The sequence below is a fragment of the Cupriavidus sp. C1SS-2L genome (genome assembly GCF_057073735.1).
In genome coordinates, this window is record NZ_CP172710.1 from 16,317 (window position 1) to 39,360 (window position 23,044).

Below are 23,044 nucleotides of genomic sequence, written 5' to 3' on the forward strand. Positions count from 1 at the left end.
GCCCAATGAATAGTTCACGCTTTCCTGCGCAGAGCCACTCATCAACGCCAGTTCGAAGCTCGGCCCGGGTCCATGCCATCATTGGCTCGCATGGCGGCGACTGACTTGTCTAACGCGGCACAAAACTCAAGGCAGCGAGCCAAGGACAATCGCCGCATGCTGATCACGTCGATACCGAGATCCATGGGGCGCTTCCCGAACATGTCCTTGAAGAAGGGCTCGAAGACGATTTCGTCAGAAGGCCCTTCCACAAGTACGATCTTCTTGGCTAGGGCCATGCGCAGCGTGTCATAGCCAGGCAGGCGCTGGAAGTACGACACAGTGTCAGGAGCCAGCGACGTAGTTTTCGAAGCTTTACCGCTCGTTAGGAGCAGGCTGGCATCCAGACCGAGGCGATTCAGCACGAAGGTGCTGTGCGTGCTGATGAAGAGCTGCTGATGGTCACCGGTGAGCGACTCGATCCGCGAGAGAAGCGTGGTCAGACTGGTATGGGAAAGGTGATTTTCCGGCTCCTCGATCATGACGAACGCCGCATGGCCGGCATTGCGGTTCAGGGCAAGTGAAATCTTGAGCGGCGACACATCCGCCTCGCCGTCTCGTGGATCCACCTCACCGGCGTTGATCCGCCGGATCAGCGCTTGGCATTTGGTCAGTCCGCCCATCTCGTTCACCCAGTACTTCCTGGCTGCAATCTTGCCCGCGTCACGGTAGATCTCCATGAACTCGCTAGTCGGCACGACCGTTTCGGCAATCAGAACCCGATCCATCGTGCCGTAACGGCATCTCAAGCAGCCCGGTCCACGCAGCTTAATTCCCGTCGGATCGCAGAATCGTTCAATGCGTGCATTTAGCTCGTCTGACAACTTGTGCTTATGCTCCGCATACTTCAGCGCACAATGCGGGCACACCAGCTTCGTAAGTGACTGATTCACGAAGCCGGTTGAGAGCATCGGGTCTAGGATCAAGGTTCGATCCAGTCCTAGATCGATCAAGCGCTGGGGTACGGACGTGGCGTCGCTCGTGTGCAGCGTTGTCCAAGCCACATGCCCAGTCAATGCAGCGCGATACGCCGCGGCGGCTGAGGCCTGGTCTCTTGTCTCCCCGATCATCAGCACGTCGGGATCCTTGCGCAGCAGATCCGAGATACCAGTCGACCAGGCCCGGGAGATCTGTTCTTCGGTGGGACCGTCAGCGTTAAGCGGGGTGGCCAATACCCCTTCCGGCGAGTACTCCGGCGGATCCTCGATGGTAATGACGCGAATCCCCTTCGGTCGGCCACGGGACCCCTGTTGGCCCGTTGTGGCCATCCGCTGCCGGCCTTCTTCCACCGTTTCCCCCATGATCACGGAAAGGGTGAGCGACTTGCCGGAGCCAGTAGCCCCAGACACGATGTTGATCCCATAGCGGGAGCGTCTCATCGTCTGGAGATCCTCGATCTGTTCAGGAAAGAAGCGGAGCGCAGCGACCGAGTTGGCTTCGTTTCGGCTTCTGTACAAAAGCCGGATCACCATCATCATGCCCCGATCGGTCGGCCTAGTGCTGACTCGGGCGCCGTACAGTCCCATCGGTTTGACAAAGGCGGAGCTAAGCCTGGCGTCCTGACTGCGTGAAGGCTTGAACGTCTCGTCTGCCACGTCGCACATCGAGTGGTAGATCGACGACATCAAGTCGCGGACGTGTTGGCCGGACAGTTGATTGAACTCATACAGATCACCGTCCAGCCGATACTCGATGTATCCAACGTCGTCATGTACCCTAGGTGGATATCGGAGGCCTTCTCGACGACGGCCTCCTTCACGTATCCAATGACCTCCGCTTGCCGGTCGGTCGCCTGCACCTCCCGGCGCAGCCCGGTGCAGCACCATGTGGACAGGCGAGTGCCGCGCGCGCTCCAGCAGCCATCCCTGCATCGTAGAGGTGCTGACTGCGGCATCGCCACGTTGCCGCACGAAACGCTGGAACCCGCGCAGAACACAACGGTAGACCTTGGCCGTATCGCGACTGCGCAGCCCCAGGTGATGTACGTGACGCTCGATCGCGTCGCCTTCATCTTCGAGCCACGTGTTCATTGCGCCCCCTGGGTCAGGAGTTCGCTGATCTCCAGGGAGACGTCGCGCAGTTCATCGACAGCGAGCTTCAGGTACGGCAACACCGAACTTGACGAGCGGTGCCCCAGCACGTCCCCAATCACCTTGGGCGGCACCCCGCCGCGCAATAGGCTGATGGCACGCGCGTGCCGGAAGGCATGCGGTCCGCGCTTGCCATTGGTTTGCACACCTGCAGCGTCGAGCCGCCTGCGCAGTGGCGTGTACAGGCTCGAGCCGTTGGCAAAGCCACGATATGGGGCATGTGCTCGGATGAAGACCTCTCTCACATTCGTTGCAGGTCGGCCGCGACGCAGGTATGCCAGCAACGCGGCTCCCACCGCCGGTAGCAATGGCAAGACCGATTGCGAGTCGGTCTTGGAATGGCGGACGTGTAAGCGATCGCGCCGCCAGTCGATGTCGTCCAGCCGCAAGCGTGCAATCTCTCCCGCGTGCAGCCCGTAATTGATGAGCAGCAAGACGATCGCGTGGTCGCGCAGCCCCTTGGGCGAGTGATCTGCATGGCAGATCCGCATGACGGCGTCGATCTGGTGCTGCGACAACGTCGACGGTATCGACTCATACGCGTAGAGCGTGGGCGCCACCACACATGCGGATAAGTCGCGCGAGGTTCTCCCAGAGGCGTGCGCAAAGCGCATGAGGCAGCGCAACCGCTGCGCCAGCGATTTGCGCGAGATCCGCCTTAGCGATCCGGATCGCGCCTGCATGTATGCATCGATATCGGCGATCGTCAGTCGCCCCAGATCGTCCACCGACACCGCACGTTCGAGATACCAATGCATGAACCGCCGTGCTTCCGCGACCAAATCGTGAATGGTGTCGGAAGCCAAGCCTCGCACATCATCGAGCCATCGCTCGAACTCGGCGCATAGCTTCTGGCTGATCACCTCGGATGCGCTACCTGCTTGGGGAGCAGGTGGCCACTTGCCCGTTGCCATCCTCAATAGCTGGTGAATGCCGGCAGTGTGCGACGCACGCCAGTGTTTGAGGGACCGTGGTGTTCGCCCGTGGCGCCGCTCGTAGCGGCGGAGCTCGCAGCGCAGGTACATCGCCACATGGGCCGGCTGCACGGCGGATATCGCAACGCCTCGCTACTTAAGGTAGTGGAGGAAGTTCCGCGCAACGGCGGACTGACGGTTGATCGCGTTGACGCAATAGCCGGCGTCCATGAGAAGCTGCTTCAGCTGTGCAACTAACGCGATGTGCTGCGGACATGCATGGTCTGACATGGTGTCTTCCCTGAGATCGGGGGGGAATCCCCGCCTAGGTGTTACACCTGCCAAATCCGCAGGAAAAGCCTTGCCCAGAGTGAACGTCTCCGGGCCCTCAACGCTGCGTCACATTACTGGCTCCTCGCGATTACCGGCGTAATCGGCAGCTGCCGATTACGCCGGCACTCCGCCAAAGAAGAACAGTGCCTCCTCCAAGCAGGTGCACAGCGTTGTGGCATCCTCGCCGGCGTGAAACGCACAAAGCTTGCACGGCTGTAGCCCAGCGTCGCCACCAGCGCCAGCAGCGGCTCGCGCCCGCGCCGAATGACCGTGAAGTCGGCCTGCATCTGCTTGCCCGGCGCTGTCTCGAAACGCACCAGAGGCTCGGGCTCCGTGCGCTTGTACGGCGCCAGGAATACCTTGAGCTGGCTGATGCCGCCGTCGTAGCCCCGCTCACGTAACTCGCGCAGCAACACGGTGGCGGGAAGCCAGCGCGGGCGTGCCGCCTCGATTCGCCCCAGCAAGTACGCGTGGTACGGTTCAAGCTTCGTCGCCCTGGGTTCACGCGGCGTGTACGGGCAGGCTTGTTCCTCGCGCAAATAGCGCCGCACCGTGTTGCGCGACAGCCCGGTTTGCCGGGCCATCTCCCTCACTCCCGTACCTCGTTTCGCCAATACCCTGATTTCCACTGCTTGCTCCTGTGTCAGCATCGGCGGCAAAGCCGCCATACTCCACCAGGTGGGTCAGCTTTACTTCGGCGGGGTGGGTCATTTTTACATCGGCGCTAACAGCTCGGTGTTGATCACTGAGCTGAGCCACATCTATCAGGGTCCAGTCAATCACTATGCCTTGAGGCGCACCACATGATGTAACACCGGTGCCGCGATCGGGTCTGAAGAAACGCCAATTTCGGGGCCACCGTCTTCATCCATCAGTCAGAGGACGGGGACCCACTCGAGATCGCTGTGCGCGCGCCGCGAAGAACGATAAGACTGTCGTAGTCACAAGATTGATTAGAGGCATCATGGCAGGCTTCGCTACCTGCACCGCGGCGCTTGATGACAGCCGCAGATGACGGCTGCGGCGGCGAAACGCCGAGACGCGCTACTAGCGCCGTGGGGACTGAAAGTTGCGCACTGGATTGTTGCGCGCCGGCGTGATCAACGGCAACGAAATCTGCAGCCATCAGGCCCGCGAGGTGGCCATTCTCCCAAACACGAATTGGCCCAAATACCATGCCAACTCCGAGTTGGCCAAGATCACGTCTTCGGATACGGATGAGGCCTCCAGCTTCATCCGCTTCAATACAAGCTTGCCCTCGCGCGATGCCAACCATGCGCGGATAAAGTCCTGTCGCGCTTTGGTATCGGCCGCACCGAAGTGCTCGCGGCCCTGCCGCGATTCTTCGTTCATGCGAGCGCGGGTCTCGTCGTCACGCGAGGCGACACTGCGCTCCACACTGGTCTTGACAGCCACCTTCGCTGCTTCCTTCTGCTCTTCCTCGACAAGCAGCTTGGTCTGGACCTGCACCATCGTCCGTTCGGCATCTGACATCCGCCAGTTGTCGCGCAAGGCCTTCATCAAATAGCCAGCGGGACTCTTCTTGATCTGCCCGCGATTGAGCTTGAAGCGCGTGTACTCGATCGCCTGCAGAATGCGATCGTCGTTCCAGGTTTCGCGGTTTTCGGAGATCTCGCCGAACTGCCGCGTGGAGAGGTTGAACTCTTCCTTGAGAATTTTATAGATTTGGCTGGCATCAGACAGGCTTGCCATGACGGCGTCGGCTGTGTCCTTGCGCTTGAGCAGAAAGCGAATACGGTCGACTTTCTTGGAGGACGTCGACTCGGTCTTGGTCTCATAGCTGAGCTCGACGTCCGAGATCTCATTGATTTCCCGGACTGCCGGCTCCAACCAGTCGCGCTTGAAGTATTTGAAGATGCTGGCATTCGCGCCCATCTTTCCCGGCCAGGTACGCATTTCCTCGAGCTTGATCCAGTCCGTACGCCCGTTGGGCACACTTGGCAAAACCTTGTCATAGATCGCTCGTGCAAGACTGCGCGTGAAAGCCGTAGAGATGCGAAGGCTGAGCCAGTGAGATTTGCGGGGATCTCTGATATGGGGAATCAGGCTGTGATGCACATCGAAGCGCACGCGACCACGGTGCATCGCCACCATGCCGATCAGTTGGACCTGAATCCAGATATCGTTCTCATCGGGCTCACGGTCTGACGGCGTATTGGTGACCCGAATCTTCGCGTTCTGCGCTTCGTCCGCGATGGTTCGCAGATGCTTGAGGTTACGACTGTCATAGCGCATCAACCACTTGAAGTAGTTCAGCTCGACATCGTATTGGTCAGGAATATCCGGGTCCTGGGCAACGATGAAATACGCAGCATCCAAAAACCGTCGCGCCGCCAACCCCATGTTGACGATTTCGGTGAAGAAATTATTTCGCTGATAACCGATTTCGCGGTTGGCCTCGTTGATAGGCATCCCGAGGTCGAACATGTCCTCGAACAATGCCAGCGCCATTTGGCGAGGCGTCGTCCTCGCGCTGACCTCCACCGGGTTGTCCGTCCCCATACTCGTCGTCCCGCTCGTTTTTTTGCTTCGGCGACTCTAGCATGTGATGGTGAGGTCCTGTCAACACAACAAACCTCACCATGCTGCAAGATACCCGCGCTGGTGGACGCTGCTGGACCGTCATGCACAACAAACCTCACCCGACGCACAACAAACCTCACCCCGTGTCGTCCCCAGCGGTGGTTTTGCCATGGCGCCGCCTAGACGAAACCGACTTATCCACAAGTGGCGCACAATACATCTCACCTTCGCGGTGCTTGCACAATGCACCTCACCTTGTCGCTCAATGGACCTCACCCTGCTTGCCCAATACACCACACCTTTGCAGCACATAGAACCGCACCTTTGACACAACCCACCTCACCTTTCCTCGGCCAAGCGTTTGATTTTAAATGACTTTGTTTTTCCTGTTGGTAGGTTAGGTGGTTTACTTCAAAAAAACATCCAACCAACGGGCGCTAGAGGCGTATCTGGCGTTGCGACTTTCTCTATTCAAACTTCCGTACCCATTTCTGCGTGTCCGCGAGTAAGGGTGAGCTGCAGACGACCAACGCTTTGGCAAGAAGGGCTACCTCAAGGTGAGGTTATTTGTGCAGGGTCGGAGCGAGCAGGACCTTCATCGGCTCTTGACAAGGTCCATTTGCACAAAGGACCTCACCTTCGAGCCAATTCGAGTCTGGATGGTGAGGTTTATTGTGCGTCCTCCACAGCGATGGCGTTTCCTAGGGCCGAATGAACCGCACGCGTTGCAACTCTTCCCGGACGGCTCCTATTGAAGGTGAGGTGGATTGTGCAAAATCGCGGGCCCGAACGCCTGTACAACAGCTGGGCTGGCAGGGATAAAGGTGAGGTGCATTGTGCTGCGAATGGCGACGAGGACCGACGCGGTGATTCTGCAGCTTGGCACAAATGACCTCACCTTGAACCGGTCCGCGTCCTCCTACATGCGCCCAGGTAAGGTCATTTGTGCCAAGCGTTGCGGGCATCTCTTCTCCCAGAATACGAAGCACATGCTGGCGCGGCAAGATGTGACGCGCAGAGACATCCAAAATCTGCCTAAAAATTAGGCAAATCTGTGGTTTTTGGAGAAACTTTGTTTGAAAATCAGCGATTTATACGCCGTTGCTCAAGCGTTTCCTGTATTCTGAGCTTTCCAGAATTTTGCGAAAAAACCTCAGAATGGTGAAAACGAGCCAACTTCCTGCAGTCGATCGGACTGTCCCGCTTGAGCAGATATCCCAGTTCGCGGAAAAGGTCACCATTTTCACGGATGAACTGCGTGAGACGATCCTTGCGCCGCGTCCCAGAAAAACCGCCCCCATCTTCAAAACCGGGGAGATTGCGGAGATGTGCAACATCTCACATTCCCAGGTGCAATACCTGGCGACCAAGGGCGATGGGGAATTGCCACCAGGCACTGCCGCGGGCACTGGCCGCACCCGGACCTTCACCTTGCAGGAGGCGCGCACGTGGGTGCAGAAGGTGTCGGACATTTATCAGACGCCGCTGGTGACCGGCACGCGCGAGCCCGAAGGGAAAATCATCATTACGGCCCAACTGAAGGGCGGTTCGGCCAAGACCACGACCACGATGTGCCTCGCACAGGGACTGACGCTGCGCGGAAGAAAAGTGTTGGTGGTGGATTTGGATCCGCAGGCGTCGCTCTCTGAGCTGTGTGGGCTGTACGCCGAGAAGGACGTCTCGCCTGAAGATTCCGTTCTGCCGTATATCTACGATCAGCAGATCGAGGGGGGCTTGCAGTCGCGAGTGCAATCGACGTACTGGGACGGTCTGGATCTCATTCCCGCCCACACCGAATTGATCGGCGCGGAATTCCATTTGCCTGCCATGCAGAAGATCAAGCCAGGCTTTCGCTTCTGGACCGTTCTCAGGGAGGGACTGGAGCCGCTACGCAAGCACTACGACTACATCCTCATGGATACGTCGCCGTCGCTCTCCTACATGAACTTGAATGCGCTGCTGGCGGCGGATGCCATGGTCATGCCGATGGTCCCGGAGAACCTGGATTTCATCAGTTCGCTGTCGTTCTGGCGCCTGTTCTCGGATGTCTCCAAGAGCTTCATCAAATATGAAGCGGACAAGAAGTACGACTTCGTGTCATTGCTGCTGTCGCGAGTGGACTATGGGCGTACATCGTCTGCACCGATTGTTCGCGCGTGGGCGCAAAGCGCCTATGAGAGCTGGCTGCATTCCATCGAAGTGCCCGCCAGTTCTGTGATGAGCACGGGGGCCTTGGCTTTCTCAACGGTATTCGACGTGAGCAGTACGCATAGCGCTGCTAAATCGCTGCAGCGCGTGCGCCAGCCGATTGTGGACTATTGCCGATGGTTGGACGAAATCTACGCAGAAAAATGGAGGAGCGCGCAATGAGCAATATGCGAGAACAGCTATTGGCGAAGACGGCTGGTATTCGGAAGACATCGGCTATTCAGAAGGACGAGATCAAGCGCAACGAACGTACGCAAACTGCGCCTGGACTGGCGGGCGCATTGGCCGTGGCACAGATGCGCGTGCAGGAGCTTGAATCCGCCGGGGTCGCCTCGCAACTGGCGGTCGCTGAGATCGTCCCGAACCCATGGCAACCGCGGCGCGTCTTCAACGATTCCAAGCTGTCTGACCTGGCCGAGTCGATTCGAGAAGTTGGGTTGATGCAGCCGATCGTGGTGCGCCGCGCAGAATCGGGCTATCAGATTGTGGCCGGCGAACGTCGCTGGCGCGCCCATAAGATGCTCGGCGCGGAGACGATTAAAGCCGTGGTTGCTGAGCCCACTGACGCCGATATGGCAGTGCTCGCGCTGGTGGAGAATGTCAGCCGCGATGATCTTGCCGACTACGAGATCGCGCTATCCATTCGGCAGACGGAAAAGGAGTTCCCGTCGCGCTCGCGCTTGGCGGAAGCGCTTGGACTATCCCGAAGCGGTCTTTACCGATTCCTGAGCTTTGCGCAACTCCCGGATTACGTGATCCGCGATCTCGAACTGCAGCCTTCCCTGCTCGGCGGAACGGCAGCCGAAGCAATGGTCATGACGATCCGTAAGTACGGCGAGGCGGGCGATGCAGCGGCCAAGGAAATCTGGCCGCTGGTGGCGACAGGCAAGATGGACCAAGGCAAGGCAGCCAGTGCGATCAAGGCGCTGGCGACGCAGCGCGCCAACACGCCGAGCTCTGCGAGCGAGCGCAGTATTGACAAGTTCTTTTCCGGTAAGGAGCATGCCGGCTCGATTACCAAGGATGCCAACGGCTTCACCATTAAGATCAAGTCGGCCGCCTTGAGCGAGGCGCTGGAGACGCAAATCCGCCAGTTGATCAGCGAGACGTTCCACCACCAGCCGAAGTAATTTGAGTCCGAGTCTCGATGTGCGTCTGTCGCGTCGTCAGACACCGCTAGAGCCCGCCCAACACGGCGGGCTTTTTATTTGCATCGGCCTACGTGGTGAAGTCGTGGTCTCCCGGTTGCGTGCTGCGCGAGCCGTTCGATAAGGTGCAAGGGAGCGGACAGCGTGCTCAGTGCGAGCAGATGGGGTGTTTGATCTGTCCCAAGTTGAGACAGTCGCCCATACAGGCCAGGTCCGTCTCGATCAGGGTCACGGCTTTCGGCGTGTGGATGGCCGAATGGGGGCGATGATTTTGGACCGCTGATCAATACATCAGTCTAGTGTCCCAAGTTGGGACGTCACCCTTTGCTCGGGGCGGCCACGCGGGCCCCGCTACCGGTTCTAGGCATTCGGCAATGGCAGCGGCGCTCCGAAGAGATTGCCGGTGGACTGTCTAGAGTCGGGACAGGTCGCGACCCAAGGTGCAAGACCCAAGCGCATGCGTGTCAGCGCCCGCGTGGAGTCAGCCATTCACACGTCAAGCCATCGAGACGGCGCGGTGGCCTATCCCAACGTGGGACTGTTGTTGCCGCAAGTGACCACGAGGACGGATATGGTCCCGCCGCGCCGGGACAGAGTGCTGGGCCGCCGGAGGACTGTGGGAGCGGTCTGCAAGTCTGAGGATGTACCCAGGACGCTTCTCAGCGCGACGGGCTAAGGTCGCGGGGGCACATGGCGACCGTGTTCGTACGCATCGCACGATGTCCGCGAGGGACAGCATGTCCCAATTTGGGACAGCCGGACTGAGAGACGCGATCCGTGACACGATCGTGGTCGCACGGGCGGCTTGGCGATTGCGGAGGGGCGCAATACCGGAGCGACATGACGTAGGCCCATTGGAAGCCTCACTGCGGTCCTACCGCGTACGTCTTTCGCAACCCATGCCACTAGGCAGAGGAAAGTGGGGGGCGCACTGACACGTAGCGGCACGCCTTGGCAGAGGGGCAGCCAGCGGCTTCTCCGCCCGGTGTCCCAAGTTGGGACACCCGACAACCATCCTTTGCCCAAGGGACGTCTTTACGTAAGGCCGGCGGAGGCCGGATTTGCGCCAGCGGCCGGCAGCGGGCTTCGCGCGTCAGGGCAGGTCGAAAGCGCGAAGCGCGCGGTCACGCCGTGACCACGCGTTCGCGAATGACAGCAGCCCACTATCCTTCTCCAAAACTGTCCGACCGTGGGACCGCGGTTCCCAGGCGCATGACCCCGATCTTTTGCGAGCCGGCCTCCATTCGAAGAAGCCAGCAGCGCGGGAATGCCTAGGATGAACGGCGAAGGTCGTCGGAAATTTCAACGCAGGTCCGCTGCCGCGCGGGCCGCAGGTAGGCGACGCCTTGCACGTTCAAGAGGCAGGTTGAAAGTAACGAGGCGGCGCAGCATCCGGGCCGTCACGGTTCGCACGTGGCTCCGATCCAGACGATGTCTACCAGGAAAAACCGTTCCGAGTTCGAATACTCGCGTCGAATCCCGCGTCCGACTCCGCGCCGCCTACGGTCATAGTCAGCGCACGCGCTCTCTGTCGTGGAGCGGGAACGCCGGCACGCCGATGAATATCCCATTCACCGGCGGCCACACCGGTCCCAGGTCATCGAGTCGCTCGTCCCGTGCCCGTCACTCCTGGGTAAGGGCGGTAGTCCGTTTTGCCTAACGCTAGATCCGTTGCTCGGGAGCGCTAAGCCAGGCGAACGACCACCGTCCAGTATGCGAGGTGTCCCAAGTTGGGACAGTCCAATCGCCGGCCACCGCATCGATTCCCGGTGTGATTGCGGCGGGACCGGTCTACGCGGTGATCGCTCCCATCAAAGCCGGCGCAAGGCCAACGGCAATCCCGTCCTGCCTGACACTCCCTAAGTACGCCGACACACGCAGCTCGCATCTGTCCGGCATCGCATGCCTGCGTTTATTTATACGTAGCGTTGAGAAAGTACTGTCCCAACTTGGGGCAGTAGCAAAAGCCGGCTTCCGGCCCGGCCAGTTCTACACGCGGCTGGTATCCAACTGGCAAGCGCCAACACGCTACGGATGCGGACTATCGCAGCTGCTGATGTAGGGGCCCAGTCCCCAGTTGGAACACACTGCCGCACGACGTGGTTGCGGCCACCCGCATGAGATGCCAATGACGATCTGTCCCAACTCGGGACAGTTTTACGCTGCCCGTGGCAAAGAGCATGTCTTCAGGAACACGGCCGGCGACGGCCACGGTCCGCCCGCTTAACCCCATCCCCGCGCGTCTCACTATGTCCTGCGGGTGCCAACAAGGTCAGCCGCGAGATCGTACTCAGGGGGTGCGATCCCGTATTTGGATCGTCCTGGGCGTCCCAACTTGGGACAGATTACCCGCGCGATGTACGCAACGTCCAGACACCGGCATACATGGCCGAGGTGCCGCCGGTGTCTGGACGCTATTCGCTGGTCCCTACTGGGGTTCCGAGTACATCTTCGCTACGGCGGCGAGCCCGCGCGCGCGTTCGGCGCGAACATACAGCGAGGTCGTTTGCAGCGAGGCATGACCCAACAGCCGTTGGAGAACGTCCGTGGGCATCTCGTTGGCCACCGCATGCGTGGCAAACGTATGCCGTAACGTGTGGGGCGCGGATTGACGTAGTATTTCACGCTCAGCCTCGTTCAAGACCAACGTGGCGTCGTCAGCGATGCGCAGCAGGGTGGTCGTCAACAGCTGATACAGGCCATCCGGCGAGAAGCCCTTGCCGGTAAGAAGCTGCGCACCCTCCGTCAGGCTGAGATGCTTAACTTGGGCTGTACGTGTGGACGGCACCACTACCGGTGAGAGTAATGCCAGCGCCTGATCGGCCTGTTCGAAATCGTGCCCTCGGTCGATCCAGTGCGCCCGCAATGCCCCGATGACCCGTGGCGGAAGGAACACGGTCCGCCACTTGTTGCGTTTGCCCAGAAGCGCCAGTTCCCACAGTCCGGCCGGCACGCCAGCCTGTTCGGGGACCGGCTGAAGATGGCAGCGCATTGCGCGCGCGGCCTCCTCGCGGCGGGCCCCGCTGCATCCCAGCAGCAGGACAACCGCGCGCGCCAGGCGATACTGCGCCCACGGGGCCTCGGCATCCTTCGCGGTCAGCGGCGCGGACACAGGCACGGACGGCGACTTGGCGCAGAGTTGGTCTAGGATGCCCTCGGGCCGCACGAGCGCATCCCAGAGCGGCCCTGGCAAGGCCTTCTCGACGGCGATCGGTACTTCGCGCCGGACGGTCAGCGGATCCGAAACCAGCAGCCACGGGTTTCCGCCCAGATAGCGCACGCCAACCAGCCAGGCAAAAAACCCCCGTAACACCAACACTGCGTAGCGTTGGGATTCCGGCTTGAGGGCGCTAGCGAAGGGCCGCCAGCGCGCCGATGTGCGTGTTGCCTTAGGGCCGATCCAGGACGGATCTGGCTGCGCCAGGAAGTCCTTATAGCGCTCGCAGTCGTCGGCGCCCACGCTGGACAGCGCGGTGCGACGCACGCTGACACACCAGAGCAGGAAGCGCTCCAGTTCCTTCTGATAGGCGCGCGCCGTCTTGCCCCGGTCCCGGAACCGGGACAGATAAGCGTGAATGGCCTCCAAGTCATTGCGCGCGGCAATGAGGCAAAAGCCGGGCGCTCGGTTGCGGCCACTATGGCCGTCGAGCGCTGGGGCGATCCGTCGGACCTGCTCCAGTGGCACCAACCAGGCGGGATCGGCGCCCAGTTCGACCGCGCCAGTCGGGGGCGTGTCGTCGACCTGGAGCGGACCCAGCGTCGCGGCATGGGTCTGCAGCCAGTGCTCGATCGCCCGTGCCTTGCCCGCCCCAAGCCGGGGCACCGGCAGATACCAGCGCCGGCCGCGCAGTGCGATATAGCCGTGCAGTTGTGCGAGGGTCTGGATTCCCTCTTGCCGCAACGCCCGGAATACGATGGGGCGCAGCCAGGCCGAGACCGGGTCTTCGGGTCGAGGCTGGGAAGCATCCTGGTCCGCGGCCCGCACCAGGTAGTCGATGGCGCTCTTGGGCCAACGATTGAAGCGGCGCGCGTCTGCCAGGCTCGCCGACAAATAGGGATTGCTCAGGCAGACGCGCTCGACCAGATGGTCGCGCATCGCATCGAGCCTGGCTTCCAATTGCGCCGGCGTCTCGATCCCGACGGCCTCCAACGCGTCTTCATCGTAGACGCGCGTCAGGATGTCCGCGACCGGGATGCGGTTGAGCCGGAAGCGCAGCGCGGTAAAATCCGCGCGGGTATAGCGCGGGATGGTGGCGGCGACGTGGTTGTGTTGGGCCATAAATATGCGCCGAGGAAAGGCGTCGGCGTCTTACCTGATAACATTTAAGCTAACCCGATGGACGGGATGGCGGGGGAGCCGCAAAGAGATAACTGTGCACCTCCGCAGCACTGGCAGCGGGGGACTTTTCTCGCTAAACTTCGATTGTTCCGGCGCTGAAATTCCCCGGATTTAGCGATCCAGACGTTTCTTCCTCTCGCCGTTAGCGCCGTTCCCGGCACCTCCTCCAACGGCCTCCCACCCTAAGTGAAGTCAGCGAAACCTCGTATAGTACGAAAAAATTCAAACCTGATAATAGCAGTTATCAGGTAAAGGAACGCCGGCTGGTTTCGCGCACCTGAGCCGGCAGGCCGGCGCGACCGCGCCCGCGCCTTCGCCGCGGCGTTCGCGATCCGCCTTCCGGCGTGGCGCGCAGCGCGGCCGAATTCCACCGACGGCGGCGCCGGCGAGAAAAGGGACCGCGGCGGGGAACGACGCCAAGTGCAGGACCTCGATTGGACGAAGGCACGCGTCGACGCTCGATCGCGTCTGCAGCCAGCGCCGCGGCACCGCTCGGGCGCAAAGCGATGTGGCCGGCCGCAAGGCAGGCGAACCGATCCCGCACGGCGCACGACCGGCGGCGCGCGCGGCGTGCGCGCCGATGGCTTGCCACGAGCCGGGATTGCGCCTGTAATGGGGGCGTGGGCGGCCAAGGCCGGCAGGGGACAATATGCGCTGCACCAATTGCCAGGCGGAGAATCCCGCAGGCACCCGGTTCTGCGAAACGTGTGGGCAAAAGCTTGCGCAGATCTGCCCGCAGTGCGGCCACGCATCCAGCGCCGACGCGAAATTCTGCGGAGCATGCGGCGTGCTGCTCGCGAACCCGGCTTCCGCCCCGGCGCCACCGCTACCTGCGCCCGTCGTCTACACGCCCCCACACTTGGCCGAGCGCATCCGTGCCGAGCGGGCCACCATGGAAGCCAAGGGCACCGACGCCGACGGTGAGCGCAAAACGATCACCGCCTTGTTTGCGGACATGGCCGGCTCGACCGCGTTGATCCAGGACCTGGACCCGGAGGAGGCGCGCAGCTTGATCGATCCGGTGGTGGCGCTGATGATGGAAGCCGTCCACCACTACGAGGGGTACGTCGCCAAATCGCTCGGCGACGGGATCCTGGCGCTGTTCGGCGCGCCGATCGCCCATGAGGACCATGCGCTGCGCGCGCTCTTTGCCGCCCTGCGGATGCAGCAGGCCATGCGCGCGCATAGCGACAAGGTGCGCCTGGAGCAGGGCATTCCGCTGCAGATCCGCGTCGGCGTGCATACCGGCGAAGTGGTGGTGCGCTCGATCCGCAAGGACGACTTGCGCACCGACTACGACCCGGTCGGCCACACGATGCACATTGCCGCGCGCATGGAAGGCGTCGCGACGCCTTCCTCCATCCTGGTCAGCGAATCGACCTATCGGTTGGCCGAGGGCTATTTCGAGTTCAAGGCCCTGGGCCGGACCCAGATCAAGGGGTTGCGCGAACCTCTCGCGGTGTACGAGGTGCTCGGCCTTGGGGCGCTGCGCACGCGCCTGCAGGTGGGTGCGCACCGGGGCCTGGCCCGCTTTGTCGGGCGCGGGGCCGAACTCGAGCGCCTCGGGCAGGCGCTGGCCCTGGCCAACACCGGGCGGGGGCAGATCGTCGGCGTGGGGGGCGAAGCCGGCGTGGGAAAATCGCGCCTATTCCACGAGTTCAAGGCACGCGCGCAGCAAGGGTGCCTGGTGCTCGAGACCTTCTCGGTGTCGCACGGGAAGGCCTTCCCCTACTTGCCACTGATCGACCTGCTGCGCAACTACTTTCAGATCACGGCGCAGGATGATGAGCGCCGCTATCGCGAGAAGGCCACCGGCCGGCTGCTAATCCTGGATCGCGCGCTGGAAGACCATCTGCCCTACCTGCTGTACCTGCTGGGCTTCAGCGAACCGGGTTCAGCGTTGCTGACGATGGATCCAACGATCCGGCGCCAGCGTACCTTTGACGCGATCACCCGGCTGCTGGTGCGCGAGAGCCAGAATCAGACCCTGATGGTGCTGTTCGAAGATCTGCAATGGCTCGACAGTGAAACCGAAGCCTTCCTCAATGTCCTCATGGAAGCGGTGCCGAGCGCCCGCATCCTGCTGCTCGTCAATTATCGGCCCGAGTACCGGCATGACTGGTGCCGCATTCCTTGCTATACCCAGTTGCAACTCGAACCGCTGGGGCAGGCCGAAGCCGAAGGGCTGCTATCAGCTCTGCTGGGCGACGATGCCTCGCTGGTGCCGCTCAAGCAATTGGTTCTGTCCAAGACCGAGGGGAACCCGTTCTTCATGGAGGAAGTAGTCCAGACCCTAGCCGAGGAACACACCTTGCTCGGCCGGCCGGGCAACTACCGGATCGACAAGCCGCCGCTCACGCTGCATATGCCGACGACCGTGCAGGGGGTGCTGGCGGCACGGATCGACCGCTTGCCGATCCCGCAGAAGGAACTGCTGCAGACGCTGGCGGTGATCGGCACGGACTTCCCGGCGAGCCTCGTCCGCCATGTCACGGGGCAGCTCGACGACACGCTGCAGCCACTGCTGGTGGACCTCCGGGCGGGCGACTTCATCTATGAGCGGCCCTCCTTCCCCGAGGTGGAGTACGCGTTCAAGCACGCCCTGACGCAAGAGGTGGCCGGCAACTCGCTGCTCTCCGGACAGCGCAGCCGCTTACACGAGCGCACGGCGCGGGCCATCGAAACCCTGTTCCCGGATCGGCTCACTGAGTACTGCAGCGAACTCGCCCACCACTACAGCCAGAGCGGCAACGTGCCGAAAGCGGTCGAATACCTGCAGCGGGCGGGCGAGCAGGCCATGCAACGTTCCGCGCAACTCGAAGCGATAGGGCATCTGCGTGCGGCCCTCGAGCTGGTGAAAACGCTGCCGGAATCGCCGGAGCGCCAGCGTGAGGAACTCACGCTACTGCTCAGCCTCGGGCCGGCGTGGATGGCCGCGCGCGGCTATGCCGCACCGGAAGTCGAGGCGACCTACACGCGGGCCCTCGCCCTGAGCGAACAAGGCGGGGATACGCCACAATTCTTTTCGGCGCAGCTCGGACTGTGGTCCTTCTACCTGCTGCGGGCCCAACTCCACACGGCCCAAGCGTTGGGTGAGCGCCTGCTTGGCCTCGCACAAGAAGCGCAAGACCCGGAACAACTCGCCGAGGCGCATCGCGTGCTGGGGGCGACCGTGTTCCGGTTGGGCCAAGTCGAGGCGGCCCGTGCCCATATGGAACAGTCGCTGGCCTTGCACCGTCCTGACCGCCCGTCGTACGGGCATTTCCTGCGTTATGCGCGCAACCCGGCGGTCCACGTGCGCAGCACGCTGGGCTGGATCCTCTGGTACCTCGGATATCCGCACCAGGCCCAGGTCCGCTGCGAGGAGGCGCTGGCGCTGGCCCGGCAGGCTTCTGATCCTTTTGCCCTCGCCCTGAGCCTGATCTTCGCGGCCGAGCTGCATCAGCGCCTCGGTCAGCGCGACGCGACGCTGGAGTACGCCAATGCCGCGCTGGCGCTGTCGCGCGAGCAGGGATTCCCGCACTACCTCGCGTGGGCGACGATCCTGCGCGGGTGGGCGCTCGCCCGGCAGGGAAGCATCGAAGCGGGCATCGCCCTGATTCAGCAGGGGCTGCGCGACCACCAGGCCACCGGGGCCGCGCTGGGCCGGCCATCCCTCTTGGGACTACTCGCCGATGCCTATGGCGCAGCCGGGCAGCCAGAATCCGGGCTGCGCGTGCTGGACGAAGCGCTGGCGCTGGTGTACGACACCGGCGAGTGCTTCGATGCCGCGACGCTGTATCGCTTGCGGGGCGAGTTGCAGTTGGCAATGTCAGGTGAGCCTGCCCATTCCTCTGCCCGGGAGCCCGCTGCGCAGGCTTGCTTCGAGACAGCCATCCAGCTCGCCCGTCAGCAAGCGGCCCCCGCGCTTGCCTTGCAAAGCGCTCTCAGCCTCGCCCGGCTTTGGCACCGCCAAGGGCAGGACGGCGCGGCCAGGGACATGCTGGGCGAAATCGCGGACGCGATGTCAGAAGGGGGCGATACCGCGGACCTGTGTCAGGCCAGAGCGCTGCTTGACAACCTGTCGTAAGGAATGTGGCCATCGGAAACGACGCGCCACCGCCACGCGCCCAAGGCGTGATGCGACGCGAGGCCGTCGGGGCCACGGGCCAGCGCGCTGTCGGGCGGAGGCGAAGGGAACGCCCTTTTTGGCCCCCGGGCGCGGGCCCATCCAATTTGCGGTCGTCCTGCAGGATCGTATAATTTCACGATCACGAAATTTCGCGAAAAGAGCGCGGCGTTCCGCTTCTTTCGCTTCACGGAAACACACGTTCATGCCGCGTCCCTCCCTGATCCGACGCCACCTTCCCGGGCCACCATTCGCATGATCCAGCAACTGGGCGATCGCATTCGCGCGACGCGCGCCGAGGCGGCAACGCCGATTGATCAGGCGGCCCGGCTTTGCTCCGTTTCGGTGGGCATGCTGTCCAAATTGGAGAATGGCAAGGGCGTGAGCTTAGAGCACGCGCTGCGGGTGTTGGAGGGATTGGGGTTGACGATGCTGGTTGTGCCCAAGGCGCATGCGCCTTGGCTCGAGCAGGCTGCAACCTATGCGGCAAAGAAGGGGGACGAGCGCTGGGAACCGTCTTCCTAAGCGAACCTATGCACAGGTAACATGCCTTGCACGGTACGAGAACATTATGTGATCGAGGCCCGACCCATGCACGAGCCCAATTCCCTCAAGGTTCGCCAGTTCCGGGCGGCAAGTGCCATCGCGTTGCTGATACCGGGCATGTGCCATATTGCCCTGGCGAACGCGAGCACGCCTCTACTTCGTTGCGAGATCAGCCAAGGAGGCGGCGACCCGAAAATATTCGACTTCAAGCCGACCACCGATCCCTATTCGGTCAAGTCCGTCGACATAGACGGATACTTTCGCTTCAAGGCAGTCATGGTCGGAGCGGCGCCCATCGCTTACATCAAGCTCTATACGTACTACCAGGATTTTGATCGGGTCATCCTGCTGCATGAGGCGAAATACGTCGCACCTGCGGTGCCTTCCAAATCCGACTCGACCGGCTCTTTCACGGGTAGCAATCATCTCTATTCGCCTGTCCTTGGAAGAGAGCTGCAATATCGGTGCAGGCTGATGGGAGCGGCATAGTGCAGCGCGACACGGGGGGGAGTGCCATAGCACGAATCCTATTCGCGGCGTTCCTTTGCATCGGTGTCCTCGACGAGGGGGTTGCAGGCGAGAAGGCAGCCGCCCCAATCGTTTCACTCGCGTTTGTCGGTGACATCATGCTGGACGGAATTCCGGGGGATGTGATCAAGGCCGGGCGGGATCCCTTTATGCACTTCGCGCGAATCCTGGATGCCGCGGATATCCGAATTGGCAATCTCGAGTGTGTAGTTGCCTCCGGCGGCCGCCCGGAACGTAAGCCATTTACCTTTCGCGCCGATCCACGTACGGTCCAGGTACTGAAGGGACATTTCACTGCGCTCTCAATCGCCAACAACCACACTGGCGATTTTGGTCGCGCCGCCTTCTCGGAGATGCTCGATCTACTCGCCGCGCACGAGGTTTCCTTCTTCGGAGGAGGCCGAAACATGGTGGCGGCACATACCCCGCTTCTAATCCAGCGCAACGGTCTCAGGATTGCGCTCCTTGGCTACAACGAAATTTTCCCGCGGAGCTTTGAGGCCGATGGCGACACGCCCGGGCTGGCTTGGAGCGAAGATGAACAGGTGATCGCCGATATCGAGAATGCAAGAAGCGTCCATCATGCCGACTTGGTCATACCGTTTATGCATTGGGGGATCGAGCATGAGCATCATGCCAGTGCACGCCAGCGGCGGCTCGCGCATGCGATGATCGACGCAGGTGCCAATGCTGTTATTGGCGGGCATCCGCACGTTACACAGGACATTGAGCAATACAAGGGACGCCCCATTTTCTATAGCCTGGGGAACTTCGTCTTTGACGGATTCAAAGATGCAGATAACACAACCGGCTGGTTGCTCCGGCTGGAAGCGAGTCGCAATGGTGTCCGCGGTTGGCAACTCTATCTGACGAGGACCGACTCCGAGGGTATCCCTCGCCCTGTATCGCCCCAGCCCCATTTATGCTGGCATGGGGGGAAAGGGATAAAGACGAAATGCACGGCACCAAGGTAAGGTGCACGAGATTGGCGCGCTCGATCGAATCTCCGCCCGGCTTCAGACCAGCGAACTGCGACAGGGCGGTGCGCGCGCGATACGCCGAACAGTAACAACGGCACTGCGCTACTGGCCGGCGATACGGTACTGGCGCCGTACGCCGGGGTGCCGACTGGTACGTGGCAACGGTGACGATGTAAATCCGCATGCATTGGCCTCGCTCGTCAGCAAGCAGCCCCATCGCCTGCTTTGCAAAGCAAAGCGCGCTTTTGCCTCTTCTTGCGCCGCAGCCAAGGCGAGGACGAGGCGGGCAGCGAATCGCTACACCCCCGGATATGGGAGGGCACAACGATGCCCGGATAGCGCACGCGTTCACGTCGCTCGGTGAAGCAGGACCCCCCCGCAATCGTCGCGCGGCTTTACGAATTGGCGGTTCGGTCGCGCATCCCGGCTAGCTTAACGTAGAGCGTGCTCCTCGAAATTCCTAGCGTCCGAGCAGCCATGGAAATGTTCCCGTGGGAATCCGCAATCGCGCTAAGAATTGCTTGTCGTTCCATTTCCTCAAGGCTCCCGGCCGAGAAGGCCATCGACTTCGAGGGCGGGATGGAGAGAGGGTTGTTCACCATCGATGCGATGGCCGGAGGCAGTTGCGAGCTGTCGATCGTATCGCCTTCACAGAGCGCAAACATAACTTCGAAGGCATTCTGGAGTTCACGAATGTTCCCCGGCCAACGATAGCTCAAAAGGGCCTGGTGCACAGCCGGATCCAGTTGCTTGGGGCCACAGCCATACTTGCGCGCAAGTTTGTTGTTGAGATGCTGGACGATTGCATCGATGTCGCCAGGCCGGTCGCGCAGCGCGGGCAGTTCCAGCGTGACTGCACAGAGGCGATGGTACAGGTCTTCGCGGAAACGTCTGGCTGTGATCTCGGCCCGCATATCACGGTTGGTGGCCGCAATGACACGCACCGAGACGCGACGCTCGCGGGTATCGCCGAGTCGCACCACAACGCCATCCTGCAACACGCGTAGCATGTGCGGCTGCATATCTAATGGCATCTCGCCAATTTCATCCAGGAACAGTGTGCCGCCCTCCGCTTGCTCGAACTTGCCGGGAAGGCCACCACGACGCGCCCCAGTAAAGGCGCCATCGACATACCCAAAAAGTTCGCTGGCCAGGAGTTCCCGGCTCAGGGCCCCACAATTGACGGCAACAAATGGCCCCAGACTGCGATGACTGGCCTGATGTAGCGCTCGGGCGAAGAGCTCCTTACCGGCTCCGGTCTCGCCCAGAAGCAGCACAGGCAGATCGAGCGGCGCGAGGCGGCGGGCGCGGGCCTTGGTGGCTTGCAATATCTCACTCTGACCAATAATGTCGCCGAACGCATCGCTCTCAGCCGATGGTGTCCAAGCCGCCGGCAAGGATATGGCGGGTCGGTTCTGGCTTGCCGTGAGCGGTATCACAAGCATCGTGCCAAGCGTACCTTCATGATCCTTTACCGGATGTAGCCATTCGGGGCATAACCACTGTGGGCGTTGGCAGGTCCGGTCTATATCCGGGAGTGCCAGATTGAGGCCTGGTAGCTGAGTGCCGATTCCCTTCGGCAAGTTCACGCCATGCATCTCGAGCGCGAGAGGCGCATTCCCGTTGGCGCGAATAACCCGTCCCCGGGCGTCGACGAGTACAACGTAGTCGTTGGCGTAACGGATAAAACTGTCAATGGCTTTCGTGAGCAGGCGCTCATGCAGAGCACCGTCGCGGCGAGCCAATTCCCCCTCTATCTGCTTGGCCGCTGCCAGCACAAGACCCAGTGTGTGGCCATGAAGTGTTTCCTTGACACCAGAGACGTCCACCACGCCCAGCAAGGCGCCACTGAGAGGATCAATGATCGGCGCCGCTGCACAGGTCCAGCGCTTGACGTCTAGGCAGAAATGCTCGTTGGCATGGATCTGAACTGGGGTTCGGGTCGCGATCGCGGTACCGATGGCATTGGTGCCGATGACTTCTTCATTCCAGCAGCCGCCGGCGGCCAGGTTGATCCCTTCACCTGCGCTGCGGACTCCGCTCCCTCCGTCGATGCGCAAAATGGTACCGCCTGCGTCACAAAGCATGATCAGCGTCCCGCACTCCTGCAGGACATCGCGCAAGCCCTCGAGAGCCGGACGCGCGGCATCGCAAAAGTCCCGGTTCTGACGCTGCAACCGGCGAATGCGATCGGACGCCGCCCCCGGTGCGGAGTGCCTGGCAGGATCGACGGCCTCAGAACGACTCCGCTGCCACGACGCCAGGACGACGCTGCGCACGCCCGCCACATCTAGAGACGGGTCTTGCACAAAACGCTCCCAAGCCGAGGCGACGAGAGGTTCATCGCCGATGCGGGGAATCAAGGTGCCGCAACGTGAAAACGGCATGGGATGGTCAGGGTTTATTGGCTCGAGTAACCGTAGCCCCATGCCACAGCCAAGTCAACAAATCTCTTTTAAATCAGTAATTTGTGCTCTGCAACAATGGCAAGGCAGGGTGTCCGGAAATCGGACACCGAATTTTGACTGACCGGAATTCGAACAGGCAAAGCGCGGGTGTCGGACGTGCAGGATCGAAGAGGGCGCAGCCCTCTGGGAATCCCTCTTCCTTGCGGTGGTGGCACGCCGTATGCGGTCCGGCTGTACGAGGGACAGCGGAACGCGGTGATGGCCATGAAAGATGCAACGAGGTCAGGACGCCAGGTTGGCGAACCAATCGCGAAAGTGGGCATGACCATCGGTAGCCATCTCGTTGCCGAGCGATTTGGCTATACGCATCACGGTGTTTATGCGGGAGACGGGAGGGTAGTGCATTACGCAGGACTGTCGCGGTCGCTGCATCGAGGCCCAGTGCAGGAGGTCACGCTCGCTGAGTTTGCACATGGGCACGCCGTCTGGGTCAGGCAAAGCCCGGACGCCAGGTTCGAGGGCCCCGAAGCGGTTCGCCGCGCCTACTCGCGACTCGGCGAGGACCGATACCAGCTGTTCGCCAACAATTGCGAGCACTTCTGTATGTGGTGTCTGTATGGCGAGAGCCGCAGTGATCAGATCGATGGTTGGAAGTTCCTGATTGATGTAGTCGGCGTGGCGGTCAAAGCGATCGGGTGGCTCATGATGGCGCCTTTGATGCAACCATCCATCAGACGAAAAATTTCCCAACAACAGTTTCACCTACGATGACCACCGTTCGTTCGCCTCGTAGTGAAAGGCGATTGTGAACGGCATGCCCTACGGATTACCGGATCACGTCGTTGACAGCTAAGGCCAG

At 61.5% G+C, this 23,044-nt stretch carries 12 protein-coding genes and 1 pseudogene; 7 read left to right on the forward strand and 6 right to left on the reverse strand.

Translation table 11 applies throughout. From position 1 onward, the window contains the following. Positions 1-41 precede the first annotated feature (41 nt). The 4 genes and pseudogenes from ACIGJG_RS30770 to ACIGJG_RS30785 form a co-directional block, all read right to left on the reverse strand. Entirely contained in the window at positions 42-2,069 is a 2,028-nt protein-coding gene (locus ACIGJG_RS30770) for an ATPase, T2SS/T4P/T4SS family (protein ID WP_483674207.1), read from the reverse strand. Then, positions 2,066-2,992: a tyrosine-type recombinase/integrase gene (locus ACIGJG_RS30775; RefSeq protein WP_483674209.1), complete on the reverse strand. Its 927-nt coding sequence runs from the start codon at positions 2,990-2,992 to the stop codon at positions 2,066-2,068. The genes ACIGJG_RS30770 and ACIGJG_RS30775 overlap by 4 nt, the downstream gene beginning before the upstream one ends. Positions 2,993-3,496: 504 nt before the next feature. After that, positions 3,497-4,026: pseudogene (gene istA / locus ACIGJG_RS30780) on the reverse strand (IS21 family transposase); the annotation flags it as partial. A gap of 475 nt (positions 4,027-4,501) precedes the next feature. Further along, a complete protein-coding gene (locus ACIGJG_RS30785; RefSeq protein WP_483674210.1) occupies positions 4,502-5,899 on the reverse strand; it encodes a replication initiation protein in 1,398 nt (465 codons plus the stop codon). Positions 5,900-7,078: 1,179 nt separating this feature from the next. On the opposite strand from ACIGJG_RS30785, the gene ACIGJG_RS30790 reads away from it, so the two are divergent. Then, positions 7,079-8,290: a ParA family protein gene (locus ACIGJG_RS30790; protein WP_011295919.1), complete on the forward strand. Its 1,212-nt coding sequence runs from the start codon at positions 7,079-7,081 to the stop codon at positions 8,288-8,290. Next, positions 8,287-9,258 carry a ParB/RepB/Spo0J family partition protein gene (locus ACIGJG_RS30795; RefSeq protein ID WP_220632179.1) on the forward strand — a complete coding sequence of 324 codons (972 nt, stop codon included), beginning with the start codon at positions 8,287-8,289 and terminating at the stop codon, positions 9,256-9,258. The genes ACIGJG_RS30790 and ACIGJG_RS30795 overlap by 4 nt, the downstream gene beginning before the upstream one ends. Positions 9,259-11,704: 2,446 nt before the next feature. On the opposite strand, the gene ACIGJG_RS30800 is transcribed toward ACIGJG_RS30795, so the two are convergent. After that, positions 11,705-13,555 (reverse strand): phage integrase family protein, encoded by a 1,851-nt coding sequence (locus tag ACIGJG_RS30800; protein WP_220632178.1) that lies wholly within the window; start codon positions 13,553-13,555, stop codon positions 11,705-11,707. 709 nt (positions 13,556-14,264) lie between these two features. Between ACIGJG_RS30800 and ACIGJG_RS30805 the strand changes: the two genes are divergently transcribed. From ACIGJG_RS30805 to ACIGJG_RS30820, 4 genes are all read left to right on the forward strand, one after another. Continuing rightward, positions 14,265-17,684, forward strand: a complete 3,420-nt coding sequence (locus tag ACIGJG_RS30805; RefSeq protein ID WP_483674211.1) for an adenylate/guanylate cyclase domain-containing protein — start codon at positions 14,265-14,267, stop codon at positions 17,682-17,684. A gap of 294 nt (positions 17,685-17,978) precedes the next feature. Then, positions 17,979-18,248 (forward strand): helix-turn-helix domain-containing protein, encoded by a 270-nt coding sequence (locus tag ACIGJG_RS30810; RefSeq protein WP_011295924.1) that lies wholly within the window; start codon positions 17,979-17,981, stop codon positions 18,246-18,248. Positions 18,249-18,314: 66 nt separating this feature from the next. Beyond that, complete coding sequence (locus ACIGJG_RS30815) at positions 18,315-18,758, forward strand: hypothetical protein (protein ID WP_483674213.1); 444 nt, start codon at positions 18,315-18,317, stop codon at positions 18,756-18,758. Positions 18,759-18,784: 26 nt separating this feature from the next. Continuing rightward, positions 18,785-19,771 carry a CapA family protein gene (locus tag ACIGJG_RS30820; RefSeq protein WP_337902986.1) on the forward strand — a complete coding sequence of 329 codons (987 nt, stop codon included), beginning with the start codon at positions 18,785-18,787 and terminating at the stop codon, positions 19,769-19,771. Between the two features lie 401 nt (positions 19,772-20,172). Here the strand turns inward: ACIGJG_RS30820 and ACIGJG_RS30825 are convergent, their stop codons facing one another. Continuing rightward, complete coding sequence (locus ACIGJG_RS30825; RefSeq protein WP_220632176.1) at positions 20,173-22,164, reverse strand: sigma-54-dependent Fis family transcriptional regulator; 1,992 nt, start codon at positions 22,162-22,164, stop codon at positions 20,173-20,175. 342 nt (positions 22,165-22,506) lie between these two features. On the opposite strand from ACIGJG_RS30825, the gene ACIGJG_RS30830 reads away from it, so the two are divergent. After that, a complete protein-coding gene (locus ACIGJG_RS30830) occupies positions 22,507-22,956 on the forward strand; it encodes a lecithin retinol acyltransferase family protein (protein WP_373460988.1) in 450 nt (149 codons plus the stop codon). The last annotated feature ends 88 nt before the right edge of the window (positions 22,957-23,044 follow it).